Below are 23,883 nucleotides of genomic sequence, written 5' to 3'. Positions count from 1 at the left end.
ACGGGCGAGAGCGAAGTCACAGGAGTGGCTTCACCGCTGCCGCAACCGGCACGGCTCGCAAGCGAGTTCGCGACGTCCGAGACGCGTACCTCGAGACGTGGCCCCGAGGCGGTGCACTGGGTATCGGACCGGTGGACGTCGGTGGCACTTCGTACCCGTACCGACGGCAGCGTCGCTCGGCTGCACGCTCGGCGCGCGTAGGACCGGTCACTCGAAGTCTTGGAATCGCGTTTGTCCGGTGTGGCGCACGTCTCGTTTCTGATCAGGATCACCGCCTTCCTCGCCGTCTCGGCGTTGGCTCGACGCGGCCGCACGATCGTCTGGTGACGGCTCACCGATGTCTTGTCCCACTCCGGTCGGAACGGTCGTCTGTGTCCTCGCTGCTCGTTGGTCGGGTGAAGGCGGATCGACCGGTTTCCTCGCGTCGGTCACAGACCGCGTCGCCGTTCCCGTGGTCTCGGCGACACCGTCTGTCTCGACGACACCGTCTGTCTCGGCGAGGTCATCGAGCGAGAGCTGCATTCCGTCCGGCGCGTCACTCTCGGCCGCCCCGTGTTCGTCCGCGATGGCCCGTGCGGCGGCGTAACCGCCGGAGAACGAGGCGCGTTTCGCGATCTCCGGGCGTCGAAGCTCCCGTGCGGCCTCGGGCCGCCGGTCTTCGTACTGCGACCAGAACCGCTCACGACGCGCCTCGAACTCCACGACCGGGCGTGGGTACGTCTCGCCAACTCGCACCCCACACGCCCGCTGGACGGCGAGTGGCGTCCTTTCAGGTCGGTCGAGGAACGCGCCGGGCAGGTCGGCGAGCTCGGGGACCCACCGCGTGATCCAGTCGCCTTCGGGATCGTGGTCGCGGACCTGCTTCCGGGGGTTGTACACGCGCTGTGACGGTTTGCCGATGAGCCCCGCCTGGCTCTGCCACTGCGTGTAGTTGATGCCGACGTCGCTGTCGATGAGGTGGTGGTGATACCAGTCCGCGCCGATCCACCACGGCTGGTGGAGCACGTGCGTGAAAAACGACGCACACATCGCGCGCATTCGAAAGTTGAGCCACCCGGTCTGTCGAAGACATCGCATCGACGCGTCGACCATCGGGAATCCCGTTCGTCCACGCTTCCACGCGCTCACGAGGTCCGCGTCGTGAGACGCTTCGTTGCGGCCTTCGAACGCGGGGTTGACCGCCTGCTCCGTCCACCCCGGCCAGTCGACGAGCTTCTGATTGTAGTGGAGGTTCCAGACGAGCCGACTCTCGAACATATCCGCTCCTCTGCACGACGGCGCGGTGTCGGCGACGTACTGGTGTGCCTGCCGGACCGAGAGCAGACCGAAGTTGAGGTACGGCGAGAGCCCACTCGTGCCGTCGCGAGCGTCCTGCGGCGCTGAGATGTTACTCGGGTACGACTGGACCCGGTCGGCGAACGCTCGTAGCGCAGTCGTCGCCGCGCGGTGGGTCCCCTCCGGAACCTGCGTCTTCGCGGGAGCGATCTCGAAGCAGCGGTCGACTGCCGCCGGCGTGACGCCGGTGCGGATCGTGACGCGGACCGTGTCGTGGTCCTCCCACCCCGGTGTGTGTCGATCGGCTGCGAGCCACTCGGTGACTCGTGTCTGCCAGTCCGACCGCGGCCACGCTTCACCGCGGACGAGGCCGTCGCCGGAGACGAACGTGACGGCGTCGCCACAGGCGTCCCGCACGCGCTCGTCTCGCCGTTTGCCGTAGCGGCTCGTAGGTGTCGCCATCGTCACGACACGCCAGCCGCGGTCGACGAATCGAGACAGGACCTCGACCGGATCGCCGTACCCGAAGGTCAACCCCGGTGGGTCCGAACGCTCTAGTGTGTCCGGCGGCTTATCGGCCGCTCCGGTCGCGGACGTCGAGGTGTCCAGTTCGTCGGTGAGTCGCCCCGTCGCGTCCACGTCCACTGCATCGAGAGACGCCGCCGCGTAGAGCCGGTCGAGGCTCGCGACCGCCTCCTCGAGTAGTCGGATCCGGGCGTCGCACGCGAGGCCGCTGTCCTCGTAGAACGTCGGGTCGAACACGAACAGCGGACAGACCGCGTCGCCGTCGGCGACGGCACGCGACAGCGCCAGGTGGTCTTCGACGCGGAGATGCTTCCGGTGCCACACGACGATACCGGTCGGACGCTCGACGTCACAGACCGCGTCTGGAGGTGGAACTGATGCCGTCAGCGGACTCGTCGGCCACGACGGTTCGCCGCTACCCGAGGACGCCGAACGGTCGGTCTCGCGGTCGGTCTCGCCCGGCATTCACACGCGTATAGACGCCGAGGCGCCGTTTCAATCCGTCGGCCGGCTTGGCCGGAGACGAGAGTCGCTACCGGCGCGTCGGCCGCGCGACCGGGACGCGGAACATCGGTGACGAGCCGTGACGGGTATCCGCACAGCGCCGGACACGACAGTATGGACTGGTGCGCACCGGACGGCGTCCGGGTGTCTCACGACTCGTCCGCGAACGCTGCCCAAGACCCGATGCGGCCCGTTCACTCCTGCCCATGGCGATGGCCACACACCTCAGTCTCGTCTCACCCGATCGGAACGCGCTCCTAGACGTCGTCGACGGTGCCGAAGCGGCGTTTTTCGAGTACGGTCTGGCACCGGACGTCGACAGCGTACGGCGCCTCACCGGCACGGAGCCGGCGTCGGCAGCGGACGGGCACGCGGACACCGAAGACGCGCGTCCGGACCACTGCTCGTCGGACTTCGTCGCCGAAGTCTCGCGGTTCCACGCCGACAGGCTTCACTACAGAGAACAGAGGAGAGAGCCCACGACTGAAGTCCTGTCTTTTACCCATAAGTCCACAACATCCCAATGTGGCGTTTTAGCCGCTATCAAGGAGGATCTGAGACGAATCCTGACGGACCGAGACACCGACCGGGATTGCCGATCGGGTCACAGGGGCTGCTCAAACCGGGTCGACTCGTCGTCGGCATACCCGGTTGCTCGGGATGAGACTCCCCACTCCCGACGATGAAAGCAATTTTTACCGCTTCGCCCCGCCCATCTCGTCGGGACGACTTGTGGGTAAAAGACAGGACTGAAGTCGTGGGAGGAAGTCAACCCACGTACTCGTCGAGTCGCTCGAAGTACGCGTCACGCGGGACCTGGTACGCCCCGCGGTAGTCGACACCACCGTCGGCGAATCGCTCGGCAACGTCTACGGCCCCGTGGGCTCCCTGCTCACGCGTGTCGTACGTCTCGGCGACCGCCTCGATCTCCGGCTCCAGGTACAACACGACGTGCCACTCGTCGGTGGCGTACTGACCGGCACCCGGGCGCTTGCGGCGCGACCCGTTCGTCAGGTAGATAGTCGGGAGACACGCGGACGGGAGGTCGTCGCCGCCGAAGACGTCGGGGCGATACACGAGGATCGCGCGCCCGCTCGGCTCCTCGTTCCACACCTGCCAGCCGTCTGGAAGCGTCTCGAAGCTCATGCTCCGCTTCCGGGGCGGACGAATGAAAGCCTCGCGCTCACTCGACGACGTCGGAGCCGCCCGGCGGGAGGAACTCCTGTAGCTGGTCTGCGCTCGCCACCTTCCGCACGAACGACTGGTCTGTAAATCGCGACTTCAGCTCGCGGTACACCATCATCGCGGCGTCGTTCTGCGCGTACATCCCGGGCTCCAGTGTGACCGCCGTCGCCGCCCTGCCTTCGATCGCCGACGGCGGCCCGCCGATGGCGCGGGTGACGGGTTCACACTGGACGCCGACCGCGACCCGGCACGGTACGTCCTCGAAGTACGTGCGGTCGCCCCGAACGACGAAGCTCCCTTTCTCGACGTACTCGCCGCTCTCTGGCGTCTTCGACACCTGGTCGGGCGACACCATGTACGCGTCGCCCGCGCCGCGGCCGTCCTTCCAGTCCGAGGAGTACGACACCGCGAACTGGGCCGCCTCACGGAGGGTCGCGTCGTCGAAGTCGACGGGCTCCGGCGACTCGGACGGGCCCGCTGCCTTCAGGACCGTCACCGGCCCGCCGTGTGCCTGGGTGTGAAAAAAGCGGTCGTGTGGGCCCATGTACTTCTTGACGATCGCCTCGTTCTGGTCGGCGTTTCGCCCGCCGATGACCAGGTATCCCGAGGCGGTGTGGAACCATCGGAACCGCTCGTACCAGTCCTCCGGGGCCCGGATCGGGATCGACGACCGGGAGAGCCAGTCGGCCGTCGACGCCGCCGGCTCCTCGTCGTCGTCGGTCGCCGACTCACCCTCGCCACGCTGCCCCTCGTCGCCGTCGTCGGCCTCCCAGGCGGCCTTTCGCGCCTCGACGGCCTCGAGTTCCCGACGCGTCGACTCGATCGCCTCCTCGGCGCCGGCCTTCTTCGCTTCGATCCGCTTCGCCTCGCGGTAGAGTCGGTCCGCGTTCACCTCGACGCCGTCGTCGGCTTCGAGTTCGACCCGCGTCCCGTCGTCTCCGAGCTCGACGGTGACCGTCCCCGCGCTGGCGTCGACGTCGACGACCGCCTCGGCCGCCGGAATACCCCGGTCGGCTCCCGCCGCCAGCGTGGACTCGATCTCGTTCCACGGCACGTCGTCCGCCCGGGCCGTCTGGACCGTCGAGAGCACCTCGTCGACGAGGTCGTAGTGCGCGTAGAGGCGCTCGGCGCGCTCGCGCTCCGCTGCGGCCCGTTCTTCGAATCCCTCGATCGCGCCCCGTTGTTGCTCGATGATCCGTTCTTGTTTGGCGATTTCGGCCTCGAAGTCCGGTCGGGACGGGGCGGCGTCTGCCGGCGGCTCGTCTGCGGCCTCACTGGTGCGGTCGAGCCGATAGAAGTACTCGTCGACCGCGGCGTTGAACGAGTCGAACCCGACGCTCGGGAGGTTCTCGTGTTCTGCAAGCGGAAACGGAGTGACGTCGACGACGGGTCGATCGCCGGCATCGGCGCCCTCGTCGGCGGCCGCAGATTCGAGCGGCTCCTCGTAGATGCGCGGGTCGATGTCGCCGGCGCGCAGTCGCGTGCCGATCCGGTCGAGGGCGTCGTGGAGCGCGCGGTACACCGACTCGTCGGCCTCCGCGATCGGAAGCTCCTTGTCGACGCGCGCGCGCGAACACACCTCCTCGGCGTAGAGTCCGCCGAGGTTGAGCTGGGTAGCGAGCGTTCGGACGACGTCCGTGTCGGAGTCGTCCATGTGGCGGGCGAACGTCTCGTAACCGACCGTCAGTGGATTGAGCCGCGAAGCCGGATACTCGTACTGTGAGCCCGGAGCGATCGTGCGCGATTTGAGCCGCACGGTCGACAGCGACCCGACGACCTCGCCGGTCTCGTCGAGCGCGGCGACGTTGCCCTGCCCGAACAGCTCCGCGACGAGCGTCGTGTTCTCATCGTCCCGTTCGAACTCGAAGGTGAGGATCCGGTCGAACTCGTACTGTGAGACGCCGGCGAAGTCCGCCCCGGAGAGGCGATTGCGGAGCATCTTCGCGAAGTTTGGCGGGCGCCCGGGCGCGTCGGCGACGTGCTCCTGGTCGGCGACGTGCGCCCGCTTCACCTCGCCGACTTCGATCAACAGTTCGACGCGCCCACGGTCGAAGTCGCGGAGCTTCAGCCGGATGAGATCCTCGTCGTAGCGGTACGCCTTGTCGACTTTCGCGCCCTCGTACCGACCGAGTTCGGTGACGAGCGCCCGCAGGTCGACGCTCGAGAGCTCCCGCTTCGCGTCCATACGCGTCACACACGCGGGCCGGGAAAAGGCGTGTCGTTGTGGTGCGTGTGTTGGCACCCGAACACACCGCGTCACGCGGCGAGCAAAAGATATATACTGGCTTCGACGGCGCTTCACATATGGCCGGACGATACGGAACCATCGACTACCCGACGCTGACGAAACGAGCCTTTGCCACTGGTGTCGGACTGTTTTTGATCGGCACGCTTGGAATGGTGTTTGTTAACGCGACTGGAACGCAGATTCCAGCGTGGGAGCAGGCACTCCTCGTCGATCTCGAGTTCATTGGAGCTGCAGTAGCGCTTCTGTCGCCGTTCGTCTTTGGTATTTTTCTCCCGCTCACCGAGTGAGCCACCGAGATCTCCGACTCACAGCCGCTTCGAGACGTACGGGCCGTCCTGGTGGTAGCCGAGCTTTCGTCGGTAGTACTCGCGGGCGCCGATGCCGGAGATGATAGCCATCTTTCTGTAGCCCGCCTCACGCGCGAGCGACTCGGCGCGTTCGATCAGCCGACGGCCGTATCCCCGATGCTGCCAGTCGCCGTCCCCGCCGAGTCCGACCTCGCTCCCGTAGACGTGGAGCTCGCGGACCAGTGCGGCGTCTTCGAGTTCGTGTCGAATCGCGTCGGACTCGGTTCCGGGAGCGCCCGGCTGGCCGTCCGCAAAGGACGGGAACCGGAGCCGACAGAAGCCGACGAGGAGGTCTCGGACGGGGTCTTCGAACGAGAGGAAGTGTTCGGTCCCGCCGGCGGCCTCGTAGGTGAGCACGTTGAGTTCGACGTCGTCGGGCTCGGGCGTCTCGTCGCTGTGGCCGACCTCGCGGGCGCGGATGTCGCGCTGGATGATCCCCTTCGTCTCGGCGCGCTCGTCGGCCAGCTGGCGGAGGTTCGACTTCTGGACGCCGGCGTCGATGAAGTCCGCGGGGATGTCACGCTGGACGCGTTGCAGTCTGGTGTACTTCGGAATGTGTGCCATGACCTCGGCGACGAGGTCCGCCGCTTCCTCGCTCGTGAGCGGGTCGAAGTCGCCGCGGTGCCACCGGTCGAACACGCGCGTCCCCTCGACGACGAGCGTGGGGTAGATCTTGAGGTAGTCCGGCCGCCAGTCGGGGTTCTCGAACAGCTGGCGGAAGTCTTCGAGACACATCTCTCGGGTCATCCCCGGTTGGCCGGGCATCATGTGAAAGCCCACCTTGAACGCGGCGTCTCTGAGCCGTCGGTTGGCGTCTCGGGAGGCCTCGTTGCCGTGTCCGCGGTGCATCTCGCGGTTGATGCGCTCGTAGGTGGTCTGGACGCCGACCTCGACTTTGGTGCCGCCGAGGTCTAGCATGCGGTCGATCTGTTCGGGGTCACACCAGTCGGGCTTCGTCTCGAAGGTGGTCCCGATGTTCCGGATCGCGTTGGTCTCGTTCTCGGCGATCACGTCTTCGAGGTACTCGAACTCGGTCTGTTCGGGGCTCGGGGCGAACGAGACGCCCTCTGCGGGTTCGGGCTCCGCGTCGAGGTCGTAGTCGTTCATCGCCTGGAGGGCCCGCTTGACGAACCACTCCTGGTAGTCGTGTGAGCGTGCCGTCATCGTCCCACCCATGAGGATCAGTTCGACCTTATCGACGGGGTGGCCGATCTTCCGGTACTGCTCGAGTCGCAGCGTCACCTGGCCGTACGGGTCGTAGTCGTTCTGCTCGCCGCGGGCGGCAGCCGGCTCGTGGCCCGTATACGACTGCGCCGAAGAGAACTCCGAGGCGGGGCCGCCGGGACAGTAGAGACACTTCCCGTGCGGACAGAGCTTCGGCGAGGTCATGATCGCGACCGGTGAGACGCCGGAGGCCGTCCGAACCGGCTTGCGACGGACGACCTCGATCACGTCCTCACGCGCTTCCGGCGGGGCGTGGTCGAGGATGTCCGTGTTCTTCGGAACGCGCGAGGCAGAGAACGTGCTGCAGGCGTCGAGCTTGGCCGACTCGAGGTCGTCGCGGTCGATCTCTCCGGCGAGGATCTGGTCGACGAGCGCCTCACAGGTCCTCGCGAACGCCCGCGACTCGGCCGTCTCGTCGGTCTCGGAGCCGGACGTCGCGTCGCTCGGCGCATCGGTACGCATTGCAGTACGATGTGTGGCTTCGACTGTTAAGCGTGTCGGGGACGGCCGAGCACCCGGCGATTGACGGATTATCGGCCGAGAAACGGTGGTGCGGTGACGACCGCCGCTTTCTGATCGCCGCGGACGACGACCGCCACGTCGGCCCCCGGCTCGGCGTGGGTCGCTTCGACGTACCCCAGTCCGATGGGCTCTCCGAGCGTCGGACTCATCGTCCCGGAGGTGAGCGTGCCGATCCGGGTCCCGTCGCCGTCAGTGACGGCGTAGCCCGCTCGCGGCACCCCGCGATCGCGAAGTCGGATACCAGTGAACGTCTCTGTCGGCCCGTCTCCGTCAGCTCGTGCCGCCGCCAGGGCGTCCCGACCGACGAACGGCGTGTCGAGGTCGACGACGAAGCCGATACCGGCCTCGTACGGGGTTCGAGGCTCGTCGTCGGGGTCGAAGTCCTGTCCGGAGAGGAGGAATCCCATCTCCATCCGGAGCGTGTCGCGCGCGCCGAGCCCGCACGGCTGGGCGTCGAAGGCGTTCCACACGGCCTTCACCTCGGCTGCGGGACACACGATCTCGAAGCCGTCTTCGCCGGTGTACCCCGTACGGGCCACCCAGCTCGGCACGTCCGCGACCGGCGCAACGGTTGCCTGAAACGGTGACAGCGAGTCGACCGACACCGCAGCGCCCTCGTCAGTGATCGCCTGTTCCATCGCGTCCGCTGCTGCCGGCCCTTGGACGGCTACCATCGCCCACGCGTCTGTGGTGTTTGCGACCGTCGCGTCGAAGTCGTCCGCGCCGCGGTGGTCGACCCAGCGATCCAGCATCTCGTCGTCGTGTCCGGCATTCGGTACGAAGAAGTATGCCGGCTCACCGCTCGGCTCGTACAGCCCGTCGTCGAGATCCGAGAGCACCGCGCTCGCAGAACCAGCCTCGGTGCCGTCGGGAAGTCGGTACACCACGGTGTCGTCGAGGAGGATGCCGTCGTCGGTCGTGATCCCTGCGTACTGTGCATCGCCTGGGTCGAGCGCCGCCACGTCGTTCGTTGTCAGTCGGTCCATCAAGACGGTCGCGTCGGGTCCCGACACCTCGATTTCACTCATGTGTGAGACGTCGAAGATCCCGACCGTCTCGCGGACGGCGGCGTGCTCTTCGCGGATCGAGTCGTACTGAACCGGCATCTGCCAGCCGCCGAAGTCCGTGAACCTCGCGCCGCGATCCTCGTGAACGTCGTACAGTGGCGGGAGTCGGTCGGTCACGATCGGAGAACACCGAGCCGGGTCTAATGTCTTGTGACACGGGATCGCTGTGCACGGTGCTGAGTCGTTCTCACGCTCGGGCAGACCCGGCCGACGCACGCCTGCCCTCCGGCGTCGACACCACGCTCGTTCGACGGAGTGGCCGAGACGACACCGTCGACACGCTCAAGATCGATCCTGTCTGGTATCTGTACGTGTCTCGTCGCGTTCGCGATCGGCTCGGCCCCGTCCGTGTCGTGGTGCTCGTCGCGCTCGTCCTCGTCGTCGTGACCAGAACCTGGCCGCCGCTCGTCGCCGTCGAGAGCAGCAGTATGTCACCGGCTGTCGAGCGCGGAGACCTCGTCGTCGTCACGGCGGCCGACCGATTCCCGTGGAACGAACCCGTAGGGAGTGACTCCATCGAGGATACCCGCAGCGCCCCACCGGAGCGGTTCGGCCGCGCAGGCGACGTCGTCGTCTTCGCCGCTCCGGTCGGCCGCGACCGACCGATCCTCCACCGCGTTGCGTTCCACGTCTCGGCGGGCGAAGACTGGACGAAACGCGGTGACCCGGCGATGGTCGAGGAGACGTGTGACGACCTCAGCACCTGTCCGGCGCCGTACGACGGGTGCGTGACGTACGGCGACGCAAACGGCCGGTACGACCAGAGCGTGGGAATCGCACCCGTCGTTCGCGAGGACCGGATCCACGCGAAGGCTCTCGTGGCGATCCCGGCCGTCGGTCACCTACGGCTCGCTGTCGACGCCGCGGTGGAGCGCCACGGACTCATCCCCGCGATGGCACTCGTCGCGGTCGTCGTCTCGATCGCCAGTGGAGTGCTCGCGCTCGCCGTCGGCCGGCTTCGAGACGGATGGCAACGCCGTGGGACGCGTCGAGAAGACGGGTAGGGCGGCTCGCCAGCCGTCTCGCGCGTGGATCAGCGACTCACCCGCCGGCCGCCGACCCCTCACCGCCACCACGGCTCGGCGTCGCCGGCTCCTCCTCGGTCGTGGTCTCCGCCCCGGCCGTGGCGTCCCGACCGTCTCCGTTTCCCTCGTCGTCCCCCGACGTACACTCACCGAGCGTCACCGAGTCGGTGGCGGCGTTGCGAAGGGCGTCGGACCGGCCCAGCTCGCCCGGCGCGATCGCGAGGGTCCGGATCCCGTAGCCGTTCGCCGTCTCGACGACGGGCTTGAAGTCGGTATCCCGTGAGGCGATCGCCAGCGTCGTCATGCGGGACTCGGCGGCGAACCGGGCGGCGTCGACCGCGAGTTTCACATCGACGTCGCCACTCGTCACGACGACCTCGAACCCGCGCGCTTCGGCCGCCTGGATCAGTCCCGGCGTGGCGTGCTCGTCGAGATACAGCCGCGCCGTCACGAGCGGCCCCTCGGCCCGAGCGGCTTCGCGGACGTCGTCGAGATCCACGTCGAACTCGTCGCGCAACACGTTCGGTCCGTCGACGAACAGCGCGACGCCGCCTCGGTCGTCTCTGCTCTCGGTCTCCATACGTCTTCGTACACGAGCCTCGTGGAAAGCCGTGCTGATTCCGCTCGTGGGTCGGTTCGGACTGCCGGAGTCAACAGACCGGCTTCGGATTGACCCCGAGCGACTCGAGCTGGTCGGTGTACGTCTCGTAGGCGACCTCGATAGCCGCGCTCGCGGCCTCTGCGGCGCGCTCGTAGGCCGCGTCGTCGTCACACACCTCGTCGAGACACGAACGCGCCCGGGCAAGTTGCGCGTCGAGGTCGTCGCCCATCTCGCGAAACAGGCTCGCCGTCTGGGGGTCGGCGTTCCCGACGAAGAAGCCGGTTATTTGCGTCTTCGACCCCTCGGCGGCGAGGGTACGACCGATGAACCCCCCGAGTCGTTCGACAGTCTCCTCGTGGTCCCGGAGGGACGACTGTATCGGGGGCACCGGTCCCGGCTCGTGGGCGTCGAGTTCGGCCGTCACGCGTTCGTAGTGGGAACGCTCCTCTGCCGCCGTGGTGGCGAACGCCTCGGCGACGGTCCCCGTCTCCGTCTCGGCCCACGAGTCGTACGTCGCTGCGGCGTGATACTCGGCGGTCGCCGCGGCCTCAAGGACCGCCGCGGACTCCATCTCCCCGCCGGTGTCGGCGAACAGCGACTTCGAGGAGCCAAGCCTGGAGAGTTCGGTCTCGTTCGTCTCGCGGATCGTCTGCACGCACGCGGTTGCGTCCATCGGTAGGTTCTCTTTGGTGTGCTGTCGTACTTGATGGTCGGGGCCGTCTACGCCCCCGGTCGATTCTCGAGCCCTCGTTCGTCCCTCACTCGGCCTCGCCCTGCTCCACGGCTCTAACCCTCACCGTTCCGCTTCGAGGCCTCGTTCGTCCCTCACTCGGCCTCGCCCTGCTCCACGGCTCTAACCCTCACCGTTCCGCTTCGAGGCCTCGTTCGTCCCTCACTCGGCCTCGCCTGTCTCACGGGTCACGCTGTTCCCCGGTCGATTCTCGAGCCCTCGTTCGTCCCTCACTCGGCCTCGCCTGTCTCCACCGGCGCACCGACCAAATTCCCCCACTCGGTCCAGGAGCCGTCGTAGTTGACCGTGTCGTCGTAGCCCAACAGCTCGTGGAGCGCGAACCACGCGACCGACGACCGCTCGCCGATCCGGCAGTACGCGACCGTCGTCTCCTCGCCGTCGATGCCGTACCCCGCGTAGAGCTCGCTGAGTTCGTCGGCAGCTTTGAACGTCCCGTCGTCGTTCGTGACGGCCGCCCACGAGACGTTCTGTGCGCCCGGGATGTGCCCGCCGCGCTGTGCGGTCTCGTTGAGTCCCGGCGGAGCGAGCACCTCGCCGCGGAACTCCTCCGGCGAGCGGACGTCAACGAGCGGGAGTCCACGGTCGATCGCGTTCTCTACGTCGTCGCGATACGCGCGGATCGACTCGCGCGGACCCGACGCCTCGTACGTGACTGGAGACGGCTCCGGTACCGCCTCGGTGGTCGGGTAGTCGTTGTCCAGCCAGTACTCGCGGCCGCCGTCGAGCAGCCGGACGTCGTCGTGCCCGTAGTATTTGAACTGCCAGTAGGTGTACGCCGCGAACCAGTTGGCATTGTCTCCGTACAACACGACCGTCGAGTCCTCGGTGATGCCGTGTGCGCCGAGCAACGCCTCGAAGTCGGCCTTCGAGAGCACGTCTCGCGTCTGTTGGTCCTGGAGGTCTGTCTCCCAGTTGAAGCCGATCGCACCCGGCGCGTGTTCGTCGTCGTACGCCTCGGTGTCGACGTCGACTTCCACGAGTCGGTGATCGGGATCGTCGCGCTCGAACGCGTCGAGTCGGTCGGCGACCCAGTCGGCGTCGACGAGCACGTCGTTCGCGTACTCGGAGTCGGAGTCACTCATGCAGTCCAAACCACACGCGGTGACCGTATAAGCACGATTCTCACGGCACGGTCGGCCGCTCCTCTCCCGTCCCGGCAACATCTGCGCGAGTCGACGAGCAGGGGCGGTCGTTGACGGAACCCGAGTGGACAGCACCGGTGCGGTGGTCGTACCGGTATGAACGACCGACTCGTAACCGTCGACTGGGTCGCGAACCGACTCGAGGAGTCCGACGTCGTCGTGGTCGACGTGCGTGACGCCTGGGAGTACGACGGCATCGGCCACGTTCCAGGGGCGGTCTCCGTCCCGTTCGACTCGTTCCGGGCAGACGAACCGGCCGCCGGCGAGGCCGGGATGCTCCCCGGCGCGGACACGTTCGCCCGGCTCGCCGGCGAAGCCGGTATCGCCCCCGACGACCACGTCGTCGCGTACGACGACACCCACGGCGTCTTCGCCGCCCGGTTCCTCGTCACCGCCGAGTTGTACGGCCACGACCCGTCGCGGCTCCACCTCCTCGACGGCGACTACTCAGTCTGGAGTCGCACCCAGCCGACAACGCGATCGACCGCAGACGCCGACGCCGAGAGGCGCACGCCGAGCGTGACGTACCCCGCGTCGTTTCGTGCGGACGGTCCGCTCGTCGACCGCGAGGTCGTATCGGCCGCGATCGACGATCCCGAGACGACCCTCGTCGACACGCGTACGCCCGACGAGTACGCAACCGGCCACCTCCCGGGGGCCGTACAGCTGGATTGGCGCGCGCTCGTCGACACCGACGCCCGAACCGTCCGCCCGACAGCCGAGCTGCGTTCGATCCTCGCCGAGCGAGGAATCGACCCGAACCGGCGCGTGATCCTCTACTGCAACACCGCGCGTCGAATAAGCCACACGTACGTGCTCCTCGAGACGCTGGAGTACTCAGACGTCGGATTCTACGAGGGAAGTCTCACCGAGTGGCGGCGAGCCGGCGGGCCGGTCGCGACGGGCACAGACGCCGAGGAGTCGTCGGGTGGCGACGCCACAGACGGTCACCCGTCGACGTGACCGATCGAAGCGTTCCTGGCAGCTACGCGTGCGTATCGGCGCTTCGAGCGTGGTCCTTATACAGATCGTATCGCCTTTGACGGTATCGAGTGTTGATACGGAGGGTTCAAATACGTTCTTCCACAAAATCGAATCAAGATGTCGAAGACGAACACCTACACCGTCGTTTCCGAACAGAACGATCACGATCACGCCGCGGTACGTGCACATCCCCGCAACGAGACGTTCCACATCGTCGACTACGCCGACGGCACCACCCGCGAACGGCTCGGTGCGGTTCCCGCCGGTGCCGTCGTTCGGCTCGAGCTCTCTCGGGCTGGCCGTCGGAGCAACGTTTGGTGTGCCGAGTCCGTCCACGTCGGGGAGAGCGAGAGCGCCGACGCGGCCGAGGTCGAGTCTCCCTCGGCCGCCTGAGACAACGCGCTACTCGTCCGGGGTGAGCCGCGGATTCGTCACCGCCCCGATTGCGGCCGACGAGAAGTCACGGGCGTACTTGGCGAAGACGCCGCCCTCGTACTGCGGCGCGGGCGGCTCCCATCCCTCGGCGCGCTTCTTCAGCTCCTCGTCTGCGAGGTCGACGAAGAGTTCGCGGTTGGGGATGTCGACCGTGATCTCGTCACCGTCTTCGATGAGTCCGATTGGGCCGCCGACGGCCGCCTCTGGCGCGATGTGGCCGATCATCGGTCCGCGGGTCCCTCCCGAAAACCGCCCGTCGGTGAGCAACGCGACGTCTTCTTCGTGGCCCGCGCCGACGACGGCCGCGGTCACGCCGAGCATCTCGCGCATGCCAGGGCCGCCGACGGGACCCTCGTTTCGAATGACGATGACGTCTCCAGACTCGATTCGTCCGGACTGCACGTACGCCATCGCGTCTTCCTCGTTCTCGAAGACCCGAGCCGGTCCCTCGTGATAGAACGCGTCGTCGCCGGTCACCTTCAACACCGCGCCGTCGGGTGCGAGGTTCCCGTCGAGGACCTTGATCGCGCCCTCGTCTTCTTTCGGCTCGTCGACCGTGTAGAGGAAGTCGGCCTCGATCGCGTCGTCGTCTGGAAGCACGCCCTGCGCTTCGAGCTCCGCGAGCTCTTCGGCCACGGTCCGGCCGGTCACGGTCATCGCGTCGCCGTGGAACAACCCGGCGTCGAGCAGCCGACGGATCACGACCGGGACGCCACCGATCTCGTGGAGATCGTTCATCACCCGAGAGCCGCCGGGCTGGAGGTTGGCGATCTTCGGCGTTCGCTTCGAGATCGCATCGAAGTCTTCGATCGCGAGGTCGACGTCCGCCTCGGCCGCCAGCGCGAGCAGGTGTAACACCGCGTTCGTCGAACCCCCCATCGCGGTCTGTGCGGCGATGGCGTTCTCGAAGGACTTCCGCGAGAGGATGTCAGACGGGCGCCGGTCGTGCTCGATGCAGTCGAGGACCAACTCGCCGGCGCGTTCGGCGACATCGTACCGCTCTGGGTCCTCCGCGGGTGCCGACGCCGAGCCGAGCGGGGCGAGCCCGAGCGCCTCGGAGATCGACGCCATCGTGTTGGCCGTGAACATCCCGCCGCACGAGCCGGCACCGGGGCACGCGTGGCGTTCGAGCTCGTCGAGTTCGTCGCCGCTCATGTCGCCTTCGGCGTAGGCGCCGACGCCCTCGAACACCTGCACGATGGTGACGTCTCGTCCCTCGTGGTGGCCGGGCATGATGGAGCCACCGTAGAGGAAGACCGAGGGGAGGTCCGTGCGAATGGCCGCCATCATCATCCCGGGCAGGTTCTTGTCACAGCCCGCGACCGTGACCAGCGCGTCCATCCGCTCGCCGAACGAGACGAGTTCGACGGAGTCGGCGATGACCTCACGAGAGACGAGCGAGGCCTTCATGCCCTCCGTCCCCATCGAGATGGCGTCCGAGATGGTGACCGTCCCGAACTCGATCGGCATCCCGCCTGCGGCGTCGATCCCGTTGATCGCGGCGTTCGCGACGTCGTCGAGGTGGACGTTACACGGGGTGATGTCCGCCGCGGGGTTCGGCACGCCGACGAGCGGCGACGAGAGGTCGTCGTCGTCGAACCCCATCGCCCGGAACATCGAGCGGTGTGGCGCCCGGTCTGCGCCCTCGGTCACGTCCCGGCTCCGGAGGTCCGGGTCCTTGGTTCCGGCGAATCGGTTGGCGTCTCCACCCCGGCGATGCCCCGCGTCCGGATCGGACGACGGTGGCTGCTGCTCGCTCATACCTCTACCTGTCGCCCGGGGGTCTTAAGCGACCCCACCGACGCCACGTCGTTGGAACGCCGCACTAGGTGTGACCCTGTTCACGCGAGGGTCTTCAGCTCGACTCGGTACCCGAACGGGTCACGAACGTAGACGGCTCCTGCGCGACCGGTCGCCCCCACTGGCGCATCTAGCGTGCGCTCGACGTCGGCATCGGCACGCTCGAGTTCGCGTTCGATCGCCTCGAGCGACTCCTCGACGACGACACAGAGGTGGTCGTAGCTCGCGTCGCTCGGCGGATCGAACGCCGCGGTCGGCCGCAGGTGGACGACCGCGGTCGGCGAGAGCCGGACGTCGAAGAACGGGGTCTCGCCGGCGCGGTACGACGCGTCTTCGATCGGGAAGCCGAGCGTCTCACCGTAGAACGCCCGTGCCGCATCTTCGCCGTCGTCTGGAATCCGAAGCGTGAGGTGGTCGAGGTGGCGTGCGTTCACACGAGATCGTTCGCTGTGACCGGAGAAAAAGCGTCGGCTCTCGCCGATTCGCGGGTACACGAGTACGGAGCGGTCACGCCGAACCACCTACGTGGTCGGCAGTTCGACGACGAACCTCGCTCCCACGGGGTCGTTGTCCTCGACCCACACGTCGCCGTCGTGTACGTCGACGAGCGTGTTGACGAGGTGGAGTCCGATCCCGGAGCCAGAACTGTCCAGTCCCCGCTCTCCTTTCCCGAAGATCGTTTCTTTCTGGTCGTCGGGGACGCCAGGACCGTTGTCGGCGACGGTGACGGTTACTGCACCCTCCCGATCGGTCGCCGAGACGGTCACTTCGGCCGCGTCCTTGTCGTTGTGTTGAACGGCGTTCTTCAACAGGTTCCGAAACACCGAGGAGATCATCTCGGTTGCTGTGAGGGTGATCGACGGTATCTCTGTCCCGAACTCGAACGTCGCGTCGGGATATGAGGCTCGCACGTCGGTGACTTCGTTTATCAGCATCGTTCGAAGCGCAACTCGCTGCTCCTCGACACCCGTCGAGAGCATAACCGCAGACAGCTCCCGCGCCGTCTGTGTGAGTTCGACGGCGTGGTCGGCGCTCTCACTGATCGTGTCGACGTACCGTTGGCTGTCTGCTGTTTCACACTCGTCGTCGAGAAAGTCGGTGTACGCCGTGATCAACTGCAGATCGTTGCGGATGTCGTGTCTCAACACCTGATTGAGTGTCTCGAGGTTATCCCGTTGTCGTTCGACCAGTCGTTCGTGCTGTTTTTGCGCCGTGATCTCGTGGAACACGAACGCGCGGCCCCTCTCGTCGTCACCGACCGCCGACACCGACACCGAAAAACATCGTCTCTCGCCGTCAGGTGTGGTCGCGACCGTTACTTCGCTGCCGGCCATATCCCTGACCCGATCGGGACGTTCACCCGCGATCGAGTCGAAGAGGTCGTCTGCCGACGTACCCGTATCCTTCGGATCGACGCCGAACACGTCTTTGACAGCTTGGTTGGCGTATACGAGACGGTCTCGATGGTCGAGAACGATCGCTGCGTCCTCGATATCCGCCAATAGCGTCCGGTGTGCAATGGGAGTCACCTTCAGGAAGTCAGCGTAAAACAGCGCCCAGAGGAACGTCACAGAAAGGACCGTACTCCCAGCCATCGTCGCATTGTACAACAGGTCGGGATACGGTTCGAGTCCGGCCACTTCGACGATGAGCGTCACGTAACTAACGACGATGCCAGCGACTATCGCACGGGCCTGTCGGCGATATCCGCCGCGTTGGGCCGAATAGGCCTCGAGGAACATCCCTAGCATAGCAGCGGCCGCGGCGAACGTCACGATGAGATGAACCGTCCACCAGACGCCAAACTCGTACACCGGCGGCCCGCCTTGAACGACCGTCGGCGTACGGGTATAAAACAGGTCAGCGGGATTGAACGCAATGAGCAGTGCCTCCAGACAGACGTATCCACCGGCGATACCCAGCCCCACTGGCCGTTTGAGCCACATTCGTTCCGTGTACTCTGCGGCGACGTACATACCGGAGAAGGCCACGATGACCGCGCTGAGCCACGAAACACCCAGCATACCCGACACGATCAGCTGGTCGTCAAGTCGGGTACCCGCTCCATAACTGAGTATCCAGACTGCTGACCCGAGCCCGTGGAGAACGAGCGACATGCCCCCGGGGTCTGCCCGATGTCGCCACGCAGACGACGCAACACCGGCAGATATGAGAGCGGGAACCCCGAATAAAATCACGTCGAACGGGGGTATACTCATGCTACGCTACGGAGAACACGAGTGGTTGAATAAGTGTGGTGGTGACCGTATCACTCAATGTACCCATGTTGTGCAGATCGGCTTCTATATCGTCGTCGAAGCTGGCATTTTCGAGCGTTTCTGACAGCCTCTCTTCGTGATGTTCGATCGCGTCCACGAGCTGGCTGGCGGTGCGCAGCCTGTAGTTGATCGCAGCATCGTTCTCCTTCTCTATGGCGCCGTTGATCAGCTGTCGAACGGTGTCGAGAGAAGAATTGTGTATGATAGTATAGATCATGTTTAAATGTACATATAGCTTTCACGAAAATCGACCAGCGGTTGATACTGCGACGCGCACAGACACCCCACGTTTCGGCGATTCTCGACGATCCCTGTGTCCGCACCGCACGCGCGTCTCGAAGCGGTTGAAACCTCAGCATGCGACGGTCAGCGAGTCGTCAGCGGCTTCCCACACCGGCCGGTCGTGGGCCACACAGTGGAAACGGTTCGTCGGCCTCACCCTGTAGTAGGCGTAGCGTCGTCGATCAGTATATATGCCATGACGAGCCCACCGTTCAGGTATGGAGGCACTCGAACGACGGGACGTGGTCGTCGCGGCAGCGGGTATCGTCGCACTCCTCGTCGGACTCGGGTCGTTGATCCTCGTCGGCGTGCCGGCGACCAGCACCATGGAGCCGGCGATGGGCGGGCACGGCGGCATGGGCGGGCACGGCGGCATGGGTGGTGGGCCGGTGAGCACGACACCGACGGTTTGGCCCGCGGCGCTCGCACTCGTCGGTGCGGCGGTCGCGTTCGGGTACGTCGGTCGGCGGCGGTGGCACACGGACCGACCGGATCGCGCATCGGGTGACTCACCCGACATCAAAACGGACAGGATCGAAGCGATCCGGTCGGCGTACACACGAGGTGATCTCACCGAGGCAGCGCTCGAATCGGCACTCGAGCGCGAACTTGGCGGGGCCGACGAGGGGTATGAGCGGTGCGGATCGGCGGAAACGACCCGCGGGCGCTCCAGCGAGGAGGCGGCCGAACGCGAGTGAACTTGTTCCGCCCGGGTGTCCCGTCTACGCGAACGCCTCGAGGATCCCGGCGCCGTCGGTACTCCTCGCGACGTCGGGAAGCGTCGCTCGCTCCGGGTGCGGCATCAGGACGGCCACCGTCTCGCGCTCGCCGAGCACGCCGGCCACGTTACCGGTCGACCCGTTCGGGTTCGCCGCGTCGGTGACGGCCCCGTCGGCGTCGCAGTAGCGGAAGAGCACCCGATCGTCGGCGACGAGGTCGTCGTACGCGTCGTCGTCCATCTCGAAGCGACCCTCGCCGTGTGCGATCGGGATCGATAGCACGTCACCCGGCTCGTAGGCGGCGGTCCACGGGGTGTCCGCGCGTTCGACGCGGAGGTGGACCGGCTCGCACTGAAACCGCGCGGAGGCGTTGGTGGTGAACGCGCCAGGGGTGAGTCCGGACTCACAGCCCACCTGTGCGCCGTTACAGACGCCGAGGACGGGGACGCCGTCGGCGGCCGCCGACCGAACGGACTCGAGGACCGGCGCGCGAGCCGCCATCGCGCCCGCCCTGAGGTAGTCGCCGTACGAGAAGCCGCCAGGGAGCACGATCCCGTCGAGGTCGCTTCGGTCCGCCGGGAGTCCGTCCCCGTGCCATCGGCGCTCGGCGTCGATGCCGAGGTGCTCGAGCGCGCGGACGGCGTCGCGGTCACAGTTCGATCCCCCGAACTGCACGACGGCGACCGTCATCGCTCCGCGACCGCGACCTCGTAGTCGTGGATCGTCGGGTTCGCGAGCAGTCGCTCGGCCATCTCGTCGGCCCGCGACTCGGCGGCCCCGGCGTCTGTCGCCTCAAGATCGAGTTCGAACCGGTCGGCGACGCGCAGCGCGTCGAGCTCGAACCCGAGCCGCTCGAGCGCCTGCTTCGTCGTCTCGGCCTCCGGGTCGAGCACCCCCCGCTTCAGCCGGACGGTCACGGTCGCGGTGAATTCGGTCATCGTTCGAGCGTGCGGGGTCGTGCGTAAAAACCGTTTTGGAACTGCGTGTTTGATCACGTTCGTGGATACTACTCGGGTAGCCGTGCGTGTGGGTCTGTGTCGAGTGTCGTGGCGACACATAGACGAACCGGAACGAAAGGGGCAAACCCCTCCGGAGCTTGCGTACGGCCGTATGCAGACGTTCGAACCTGCGGAGGTGATCGGTGCGTGACCCGCGAGCTGACCGAGATTACGGTCATCGGGGGAGACGAGACCGGACTCATCGCGCGAGTCACCTCGCTGCTGTTCGAACGCGGAATCAACATCGAGGGGCTCGACCAGGCGGTCCGCGACGGCGTCTTCCGCATGACAACGCAGGTCGACACGGCCGAGATGACGACGTCCCGTGGTGAACTCCGTCGGGCGCTCGCCGAGCTCGCGCGGGAACTCGACGTCGACATCCAGGTCCGGTTCCCGAGCGACCGTGATGCGAGCCGGGTCGCACTGCTCGTCACGAAGGAGACGCACGCGCCCGAGGCACTGCTCGAGGCCGAGGCGAACGGGGACCTCGCCGCCGACGGCGACGCAGAGATCCCGGTCGTCATCGGCAATCGCGGCGATCTCCGGTCGCTCGCGGCACGGTACGACAAGCCGTTCTACGACGTGGGCGACGGGAGCGGAAGCACGGACGAGTCGCGACTGCTCGACCTCCTGGCGGAGTACGACGTGGATCTGATCGCGTTGGCCCGGTACATGCGCATCCTCTCACCGGAGGTCGTCTTCCGATACGAGGGTCGGATCATCAACGTCCACCCGTCGCTGCTGCCGGCGTTTCCGGGCGCAGAGGCGTACCGCCAGGCGAAAGACGCTGGGGTCCGCATCGCCGGCGTCACCGCGCACTACGTGACGACGGACCTCGACCAAGGGCCCGTCATCGCCCAGCGCGCGTTCGACGTTCCCGACGGTGCCGACGTCGAAGGCATAAAACGCCGCGGACAGCCGCTCGAGGCCGAAGTGCTGTTGACGGCCGTCCGGCTCCACCTGGCCGACGCGATCGTGGTCCACCGCGGCACAGTCCACGTCCGCGACGAGGTCGACGCCGACGCCGATCTCGGGCTCTCGCCGGCGGCGATCGCGGCGAACCCGGACGAGCCGGTCGACGGCGAGCCGTTGTCGCGGTCGTCCATCGCCACCTCCGAGTAGGGTCGGGTTCGACGGCCTGACGTCGTCACCGTCGTCAGTCGTCGTGGTCGCTCGTCTCTCGGTCCGCCTCGATAGCCGCCACGACGCGATCGTGAAACTCCTGTAAGACGGCCGACTCGTCGTCGGCGAGTACGACGTCCGAGTCGGCGAGCGTCGCGAGTCCGAACGAGAGCGGACTGGGCGAGTCGACCACGTGATGGGCCACGTCGGTCGAGCCGTCGGCGACGCCCTCGAGCACGGCGCGTATCTCGTCGACCGCGAGGTCGTCTTCGAGCAGCTGTCGGTACGTCTCCTCTATCGGAGCGAAGTCTTCGAGCTCGGCCGCAAACGAGAGCAGCATCTCTGCTGACACCTGTTGTTGGGCGGCGGACTTCTCGTACCCCTTGTACCGCTTCAGTATCATGAGCGCCCGCTCGGCGTTCACGCGAAAGCCGCGTTTCAGGAGGTCGGTCCCCTGAATAGCCGCCCGGAGATCGCTTCGAACCGTCGACGGGTCGAGGTCGGCCAGAACGCCTGGGACGTCGACCTTTCGGTTCAACGGCAGCGAGAGGCTGAAGCCGACGTCTGCGACCGCGACCGCCACGTTCGCGTCGGTGCGATCGGCGCAGGCGGCCGCGACGAGTCTGGAGAGACCGTCGTTGACTCGTCGACCGTACAGCGTGTGGACGTAGAATCGACGCTTGTACGCGCTACGGTCGAGCACCTCTTCGACGACGATTCGGTTCGTCGTCGAGACGCCATCGACTCCGACGTAGGTGACTTGTTCGTCGTAAATTCGTGCGATCGCCCGCACCGCGTTCTCGTCGAGTGGGAGCGATCGGAGCCACTCGCGAGCGGCCGGTGGTCCACCGTCCGCCAAGCGGTCGAGGAGACGCTCACGGACGCCGAGCACCTCGCGAGCGAGGTCCACAGAGAGGGGCAGCCGCTCTGCGTACCAGCTCGGGACGGTCGCGCGCTCCGTGGTGCGGTCGACGTACACCTTCGAGCCGCGTCGATACCGGAACGCGAACCGCTCGCCACCCAGCGTGAAGACATCACCTGACTCGATCGTATCGAGGTACGTCTCGTCGAGCGTGCCGACCCACTCGTCGTCGCGGGTGTAGACGTCACAGCTGAACGAGTCGGGGATCGTACCGATGTTCGTCATGTAGATGACCCGCGCGAGCCGGCCGCGTTTGCCGACCAGCGTCTCCCCAACCGGGAACGACTCGTGGTGATGCTCGCCACGAGGCGGGTCGTTCTCGTCGCGCCACACCTTCGGGTAGACGTTCTTGTCGGTGAGTCCATCGTAGTCGGCGGTGAGGTAGCGCAGCAACGACTCGTACGCGTCGGTGCCGAACTCGCGGTACGGCCACGCGCGTCGGAGCACCTCGCGGACCTCGCGGTCGGGACGCATCCGTGCGATCGCCATCCCGTACACGTGTTGGGCGGCGACGTCGGCGGCGTTCTCGGGGACGAACACGCGGTCGACGAACCCCGCCTCCGCGCGTGCCAGGGTCGCCGCACACTCGAGGAGTTCGTCGCGGTCGAGCGCGAACACGCGCCCCTCGACGGTCTCTCCCGGACTGTGGCCGGCGCGACCGACCCGCTGTAACAGCGCCGCGACCGACTTCGGCGACCCGACCTGGACGACGAGGTCGAGGTGGGGCATGTCGATGCCGAGCTCCAGGCTCGTCGAGGTGGTGACGACGTCGAGGTCGCCGGATTTGAGCCCTTCCTCGATGCGAACCCGCTGGCGCTCGCCGAGGCTGCCGTGGTGACAGCCCGAGTTCGATTCGTCGTAGCCGAACCGCTCTCTGAGTCCCTGTAGCACGCGCTCTGCGCCCGACCGAGAGTTCGTGAACACAAGCGTGTTCGTGTGCGTCGAGATGAGCTCGTGAAGCGCGTCGTAGAACCGGTCGGTGACGACCGAGCGGGGTGTCGTTATGAGGTCCGCTGCCGGCGTCCGAAGCTGGAGGTCGAACTCTCGAACGAACCGGGTGTCCACGATCTCCCGGGGACGAACGGCGAGCCCGTCGACGTCACCCACCGTGCCCACGACGCGCTCGCGGCCGACGAGGAAGTCGGCGATCGTCTCGAGCGGCTCGACGGTGGCCGAGCATCCGATACGCGTCGGGGTGGCGTCTGCGAGGTCGGTGAGCCGCTCGAGCGACACCGAGAGGTGGGTCCCGCGTTTGTTCGCCGCGAGCGCGTGGATCTCGTCGACGACCACGTACTCCACGGTGCGGAGCTTCTCACGGAACTTCGGGGCGTTCAACAGGATCGCGAGCGTCTCAGGGGTCGTGTTGAGCACGTGTGGTACCTCCTCCAGCATCGCGGCGCGGTCGGCGTCGCTCGTATCGCCGTGACGGATCGCCTGACGAACGGTCGGCTCCTCGCCGGTCCGGTCGGCGATCCGCGCTGCGATCCCTTCGAGCGGTGCCTCGAGATTGCGTGCGATGTCGTTCGCGAGCGACTTCAGCGGTGAGACGTACAGACAGTACACTGCGTTCTCGAGGTCGCCCTGGCGCTCGCGGGCGAAGAGGTCGTCGAGGACGGCCGTGAACGCCGCGAGGGTCTTGCCGCTCCCGGTCGGCGAGGCGACGAGACAGTGTCGGTCGGCGTCGATGTGGGGGATCGCCTCGCGCTGTGGCGGCGTGAAGAACCCGCCGTTCTCTTGTAGGTACGCCCCGAAGGCGTCGACCCACCACCGGCGAACCGGCGGTGAGAGCTCCGCTAAGACGTCGGCGTCGTCGATCTGAACGGTCTCCGGATCGAACGCCCAGTCGGCGTCGGCCGAGACGAGGAGGTCACGTGCCATCGCCTCGGCGTCCGTTCGGTCGGTCACGGGCGATCACAGGAGGGCCGG

General features: G+C 66.7%; 22 protein-coding genes. 7 read left to right on the top strand and 15 right to left on the bottom strand.

Annotated features, from left to right (window positions below):
* Positions 1-207 precede the first annotated feature (207 nt).
* Positions 208-2,265, bottom strand: coding sequence for a cryptochrome/deoxyribodipyrimidine photo-lyase family protein (locus tag ACNTAO_RS00730; protein WP_435160006.1), 2,058 nt, complete (start codon positions 2,263-2,265; stop codon positions 208-210).
* A 251-nt stretch (positions 2,266-2,516) separates the two neighbouring features.
* Between ACNTAO_RS00730 and ACNTAO_RS00725 the strand changes: the two genes are divergently transcribed.
* Positions 2,517-2,990, top strand: coding sequence for a hypothetical protein (locus ACNTAO_RS00725; RefSeq protein WP_435160005.1), 474 nt, complete (start codon positions 2,517-2,519; stop codon positions 2,988-2,990).
* A gap of 82 nt (positions 2,991-3,072) precedes the next feature.
* Here the strand turns inward: ACNTAO_RS00725 and ACNTAO_RS00720 are convergent, their stop codons facing one another.
* Both ACNTAO_RS00720 and rqcH read right to left on the bottom strand, forming a co-directional pair.
* The gene (locus tag ACNTAO_RS00720; protein WP_435160004.1) at positions 3,073-3,450 is read right to left on the bottom strand and encodes a DUF5820 family protein; all 378 of its coding nucleotides are present in this window, start codon (positions 3,448-3,450) and stop codon (positions 3,073-3,075) included.
* A gap of 37 nt (positions 3,451-3,487) precedes the next feature.
* Positions 3,488-5,674 (bottom strand): ribosome rescue protein RqcH, encoded by a 2,187-nt coding sequence (rqcH, locus tag ACNTAO_RS00715; RefSeq protein ID WP_435160003.1) that lies wholly within the window; start codon positions 5,672-5,674, stop codon positions 3,488-3,490.
* 119 nt (positions 5,675-5,793) lie between these two features.
* Between rqcH and ACNTAO_RS00710 the strand changes: the two genes are divergently transcribed.
* Complete coding sequence (locus ACNTAO_RS00710; protein ID WP_435160002.1) at positions 5,794-6,024, top strand: DUF7860 family protein; 231 nt, start codon at positions 5,794-5,796, stop codon at positions 6,022-6,024.
* Positions 6,025-6,042: 18 nt separating this feature from the next.
* Here ACNTAO_RS00710 and ACNTAO_RS00705 read toward each other — a convergent pair whose 3' ends face one another.
* Positions 6,043-7,770, bottom strand: a complete 1,728-nt coding sequence (locus tag ACNTAO_RS00705) for a tRNA uridine(34) 5-carboxymethylaminomethyl modification radical SAM/GNAT enzyme Elp3 (protein ID WP_435160001.1) — start codon at positions 7,768-7,770, stop codon at positions 6,043-6,045.
* A 68-nt stretch (positions 7,771-7,838) separates the two neighbouring features.
* Positions 7,839-9,014 carry a glycine cleavage system aminomethyltransferase GcvT gene (gcvT, locus tag ACNTAO_RS00700; protein WP_435160000.1) on the bottom strand — a complete coding sequence of 392 codons (1,176 nt, stop codon included), beginning with the start codon at positions 9,012-9,014 and terminating at the stop codon, positions 7,839-7,841.
* Between the two features lie 194 nt (positions 9,015-9,208).
* Between gcvT and ACNTAO_RS00695 the strand changes: the two genes are divergently transcribed.
* On the top strand, positions 9,209-9,901 hold the full coding sequence (locus ACNTAO_RS00695; RefSeq protein ID WP_435159999.1) for a S26 family signal peptidase: 693 nt from the start codon (positions 9,209-9,211) through the stop codon (positions 9,899-9,901).
* 37 nt (positions 9,902-9,938) lie between these two features.
* Here the strand turns inward: ACNTAO_RS00695 and ACNTAO_RS00690 are convergent, their stop codons facing one another.
* The 3 genes from ACNTAO_RS00690 to ACNTAO_RS00680 all read right to left on the bottom strand — a co-directional run bounded on the left by ACNTAO_RS00690 (position 9,939) and on the right by ACNTAO_RS00680 (position 12,356).
* Entirely contained in the window at positions 9,939-10,502 is a 564-nt protein-coding gene (locus tag ACNTAO_RS00690; RefSeq protein WP_435159998.1) for an NYN domain-containing protein, read from the bottom strand.
* Between the two features lie 70 nt (positions 10,503-10,572).
* Complete coding sequence (locus ACNTAO_RS00685) at positions 10,573-11,196, bottom strand: rubrerythrin family protein (protein ID WP_435159997.1); 624 nt, start codon at positions 11,194-11,196, stop codon at positions 10,573-10,575.
* A 287-nt stretch (positions 11,197-11,483) separates the two neighbouring features.
* Positions 11,484-12,356 (bottom strand): sulfurtransferase, encoded by an 873-nt coding sequence (locus ACNTAO_RS00680; RefSeq protein ID WP_435159996.1) that lies wholly within the window; start codon positions 12,354-12,356, stop codon positions 11,484-11,486.
* A 156-nt stretch (positions 12,357-12,512) separates the two neighbouring features.
* On the opposite strand from ACNTAO_RS00680, the gene ACNTAO_RS00675 reads away from it, so the two are divergent.
* On the top strand, positions 12,513-13,379 hold the full coding sequence (locus ACNTAO_RS00675; protein ID WP_435159995.1) for a sulfurtransferase: 867 nt from the start codon (positions 12,513-12,515) through the stop codon (positions 13,377-13,379).
* Positions 13,380-13,517: 138 nt separating this feature from the next.
* On the top strand, positions 13,518-13,793 hold the full coding sequence (locus ACNTAO_RS00670) for a DUF7999 family protein (protein ID WP_435159994.1): 276 nt from the start codon (positions 13,518-13,520) through the stop codon (positions 13,791-13,793).
* 9 nt (positions 13,794-13,802) lie between these two features.
* On the opposite strand, the gene ilvD is transcribed toward ACNTAO_RS00670, so the two are convergent.
* The 4 genes from ilvD to ACNTAO_RS00650 all read right to left on the bottom strand — a co-directional run bounded on the left by ilvD (position 13,803) and on the right by ACNTAO_RS00650 (position 18,131).
* Positions 13,803-15,596 (bottom strand): dihydroxy-acid dehydratase, encoded by a 1,794-nt coding sequence (gene ilvD, locus ACNTAO_RS00665; RefSeq protein WP_435159993.1) that lies wholly within the window; start codon positions 15,594-15,596, stop codon positions 13,803-13,805.
* Positions 15,597-15,676: 80 nt separating this feature from the next.
* Entirely contained in the window at positions 15,677-16,069 is a 393-nt protein-coding gene (locus ACNTAO_RS00660; RefSeq protein ID WP_435159992.1) for a VOC family protein, read from the bottom strand.
* 87 nt (positions 16,070-16,156) lie between these two features.
* Positions 16,157-17,854: a histidine kinase N-terminal 7TM domain-containing protein gene (locus ACNTAO_RS00655; RefSeq protein WP_435159991.1), complete on the bottom strand. Its 1,698-nt coding sequence runs from the start codon at positions 17,852-17,854 to the stop codon at positions 16,157-16,159.
* A 1-nt stretch (position 17,855) separates the two neighbouring features.
* On the bottom strand, positions 17,856-18,131 hold the full coding sequence (locus tag ACNTAO_RS00650; RefSeq protein WP_435159990.1) for a hypothetical protein: 276 nt from the start codon (positions 18,129-18,131) through the stop codon (positions 17,856-17,858).
* Positions 18,132-18,414: 283 nt separating this feature from the next.
* Here ACNTAO_RS00650 and ACNTAO_RS00645 point away from each other — a divergent pair, with 283 nt between their 5' ends.
* Positions 18,415-18,894 (top strand): hypothetical protein, encoded by a 480-nt coding sequence (locus ACNTAO_RS00645; protein ID WP_435159989.1) that lies wholly within the window; start codon positions 18,415-18,417, stop codon positions 18,892-18,894.
* A gap of 24 nt (positions 18,895-18,918) precedes the next feature.
* Here the strand turns inward: ACNTAO_RS00645 and purQ are convergent, their stop codons facing one another.
* On the bottom strand, positions 18,919-19,605 hold the full coding sequence (gene purQ / locus ACNTAO_RS00640) for a phosphoribosylformylglycinamidine synthase I (protein WP_435159988.1): 687 nt from the start codon (positions 19,603-19,605) through the stop codon (positions 18,919-18,921).
* Complete coding sequence (gene purS / locus ACNTAO_RS00635) at positions 19,602-19,853, bottom strand: phosphoribosylformylglycinamidine synthase subunit PurS (protein WP_435159987.1); 252 nt, start codon at positions 19,851-19,853, stop codon at positions 19,602-19,604. Before purS ends, purQ begins: the two co-directional genes overlap by 4 nt.
* A 207-nt stretch (positions 19,854-20,060) precedes the next feature.
* Between purS and ACNTAO_RS00630 the strand changes: the two genes are divergently transcribed.
* Positions 20,061-21,035 carry a formyltetrahydrofolate deformylase gene (locus ACNTAO_RS00630; protein ID WP_435159986.1) on the top strand — a complete coding sequence of 325 codons (975 nt, stop codon included), beginning with the start codon at positions 20,061-20,063 and terminating at the stop codon, positions 21,033-21,035.
* A gap of 34 nt (positions 21,036-21,069) precedes the next feature.
* Here ACNTAO_RS00630 and ACNTAO_RS00625 read toward each other — a convergent pair whose 3' ends face one another.
* The gene (locus ACNTAO_RS00625; protein ID WP_435160217.1) at positions 21,070-23,835 is read right to left on the bottom strand and encodes an ATP-dependent helicase; all 2,766 of its coding nucleotides are present in this window, start codon (positions 23,833-23,835) and stop codon (positions 21,070-21,072) included.
* Positions 23,836-23,883 lie beyond the last annotated feature (48 nt).

Origin of the sequence: Halorubrum zhoui, assembly GCF_051194155.1 — an archaeon.
GTDB lineage: Archaea > Halobacteriota > Halobacteria > Halobacteriales > Haloferacaceae > Halorubrum.
The sequence above is the reverse complement of the archived record's forward strand: the minus strand, read 5'-3'. Positions and strand labels throughout refer to the sequence as shown.

What these genes read in the sequence shown, in the direction of transcription:
- ACNTAO_RS00655 (WP_435159991.1), bottom strand. Translation starts at nt 17,854, where the DNA reads ATGAGTATACCCCCGTTCGACGTGATTTTATTCGGGGTTCCCGCTCTC.
- ACNTAO_RS00645 (WP_435159989.1), top strand. Translation starts at nt 18,415, where the DNA reads ATGGAGGCACTCGAACGACGGGACGTGGTCGTCGCGGCAGCGGGTATC.
- ilvD (WP_435159993.1), bottom strand. Translation starts at nt 15,596, where the DNA reads ATGAGCGAGCAGCAGCCACCGTCGTCCGATCCGGACGCGGGGCATCGC.
- ACNTAO_RS00725 (WP_435160005.1), top strand. Translation starts at nt 2,517, where the DNA reads ATGGCCACACACCTCAGTCTCGTCTCACCCGATCGGAACGCGCTCCTA.
- ACNTAO_RS00680 (WP_435159996.1), bottom strand. Translation starts at nt 12,356, where the DNA reads ATGAGTGACTCCGACTCCGAGTACGCGAACGACGTGCTCGTCGACGCC.
- ACNTAO_RS00730 (WP_435160006.1), bottom strand. Translation starts at nt 2,265, where the DNA reads ATGCCGGGCGAGACCGACCGCGAGACCGACCGTTCGGCGTCCTCGGGT.
- ACNTAO_RS00650 (WP_435159990.1), bottom strand. Translation starts at nt 18,131, where the DNA reads ATGATCTATACTATCATACACAATTCTTCTCTCGACACCGTTCGACAG.
- ACNTAO_RS00720 (WP_435160004.1), bottom strand. Translation starts at nt 3,450, where the DNA reads ATGAGCTTCGAGACGCTTCCAGACGGCTGGCAGGTGTGGAACGAGGAG.
- purQ (WP_435159988.1), bottom strand. Translation starts at nt 19,605, where the DNA reads ATGACGGTCGCCGTCGTGCAGTTCGGGGGATCGAACTGTGACCGCGAC.
- ACNTAO_RS00670 (WP_435159994.1), top strand. Translation starts at nt 13,518, where the DNA reads ATGTCGAAGACGAACACCTACACCGTCGTTTCCGAACAGAACGATCAC.
- ACNTAO_RS00685 (WP_435159997.1), bottom strand. Translation starts at nt 11,196, where the DNA reads ATGGACGCAACCGCGTGCGTGCAGACGATCCGCGAGACGAACGAGACC.
- ACNTAO_RS00625 (WP_435160217.1), bottom strand. Translation starts at nt 23,835, where the DNA reads ATGGCACGTGACCTCCTCGTCTCGGCCGACGCCGACTGGGCGTTCGAT.
- rqcH (WP_435160003.1), bottom strand. Translation starts at nt 5,674, where the DNA reads ATGGACGCGAAGCGGGAGCTCTCGAGCGTCGACCTGCGGGCGCTCGTC.
- ACNTAO_RS00705 (WP_435160001.1), bottom strand. Translation starts at nt 7,770, where the DNA reads ATGCGTACCGATGCGCCGAGCGACGCGACGTCCGGCTCCGAGACCGAC.
- ACNTAO_RS00675 (WP_435159995.1), top strand. Translation starts at nt 12,513, where the DNA reads ATGAACGACCGACTCGTAACCGTCGACTGGGTCGCGAACCGACTCGAG.
- purS (WP_435159987.1), bottom strand. Translation starts at nt 19,853, where the DNA reads ATGACCGAATTCACCGCGACCGTGACCGTCCGGCTGAAGCGGGGGGTG.
- ACNTAO_RS00710 (WP_435160002.1), top strand. Translation starts at nt 5,794, where the DNA reads ATGGCCGGACGATACGGAACCATCGACTACCCGACGCTGACGAAACGA.
- ACNTAO_RS00690 (WP_435159998.1), bottom strand. Translation starts at nt 10,502, where the DNA reads ATGGAGACCGAGAGCAGAGACGACCGAGGCGGCGTCGCGCTGTTCGTC.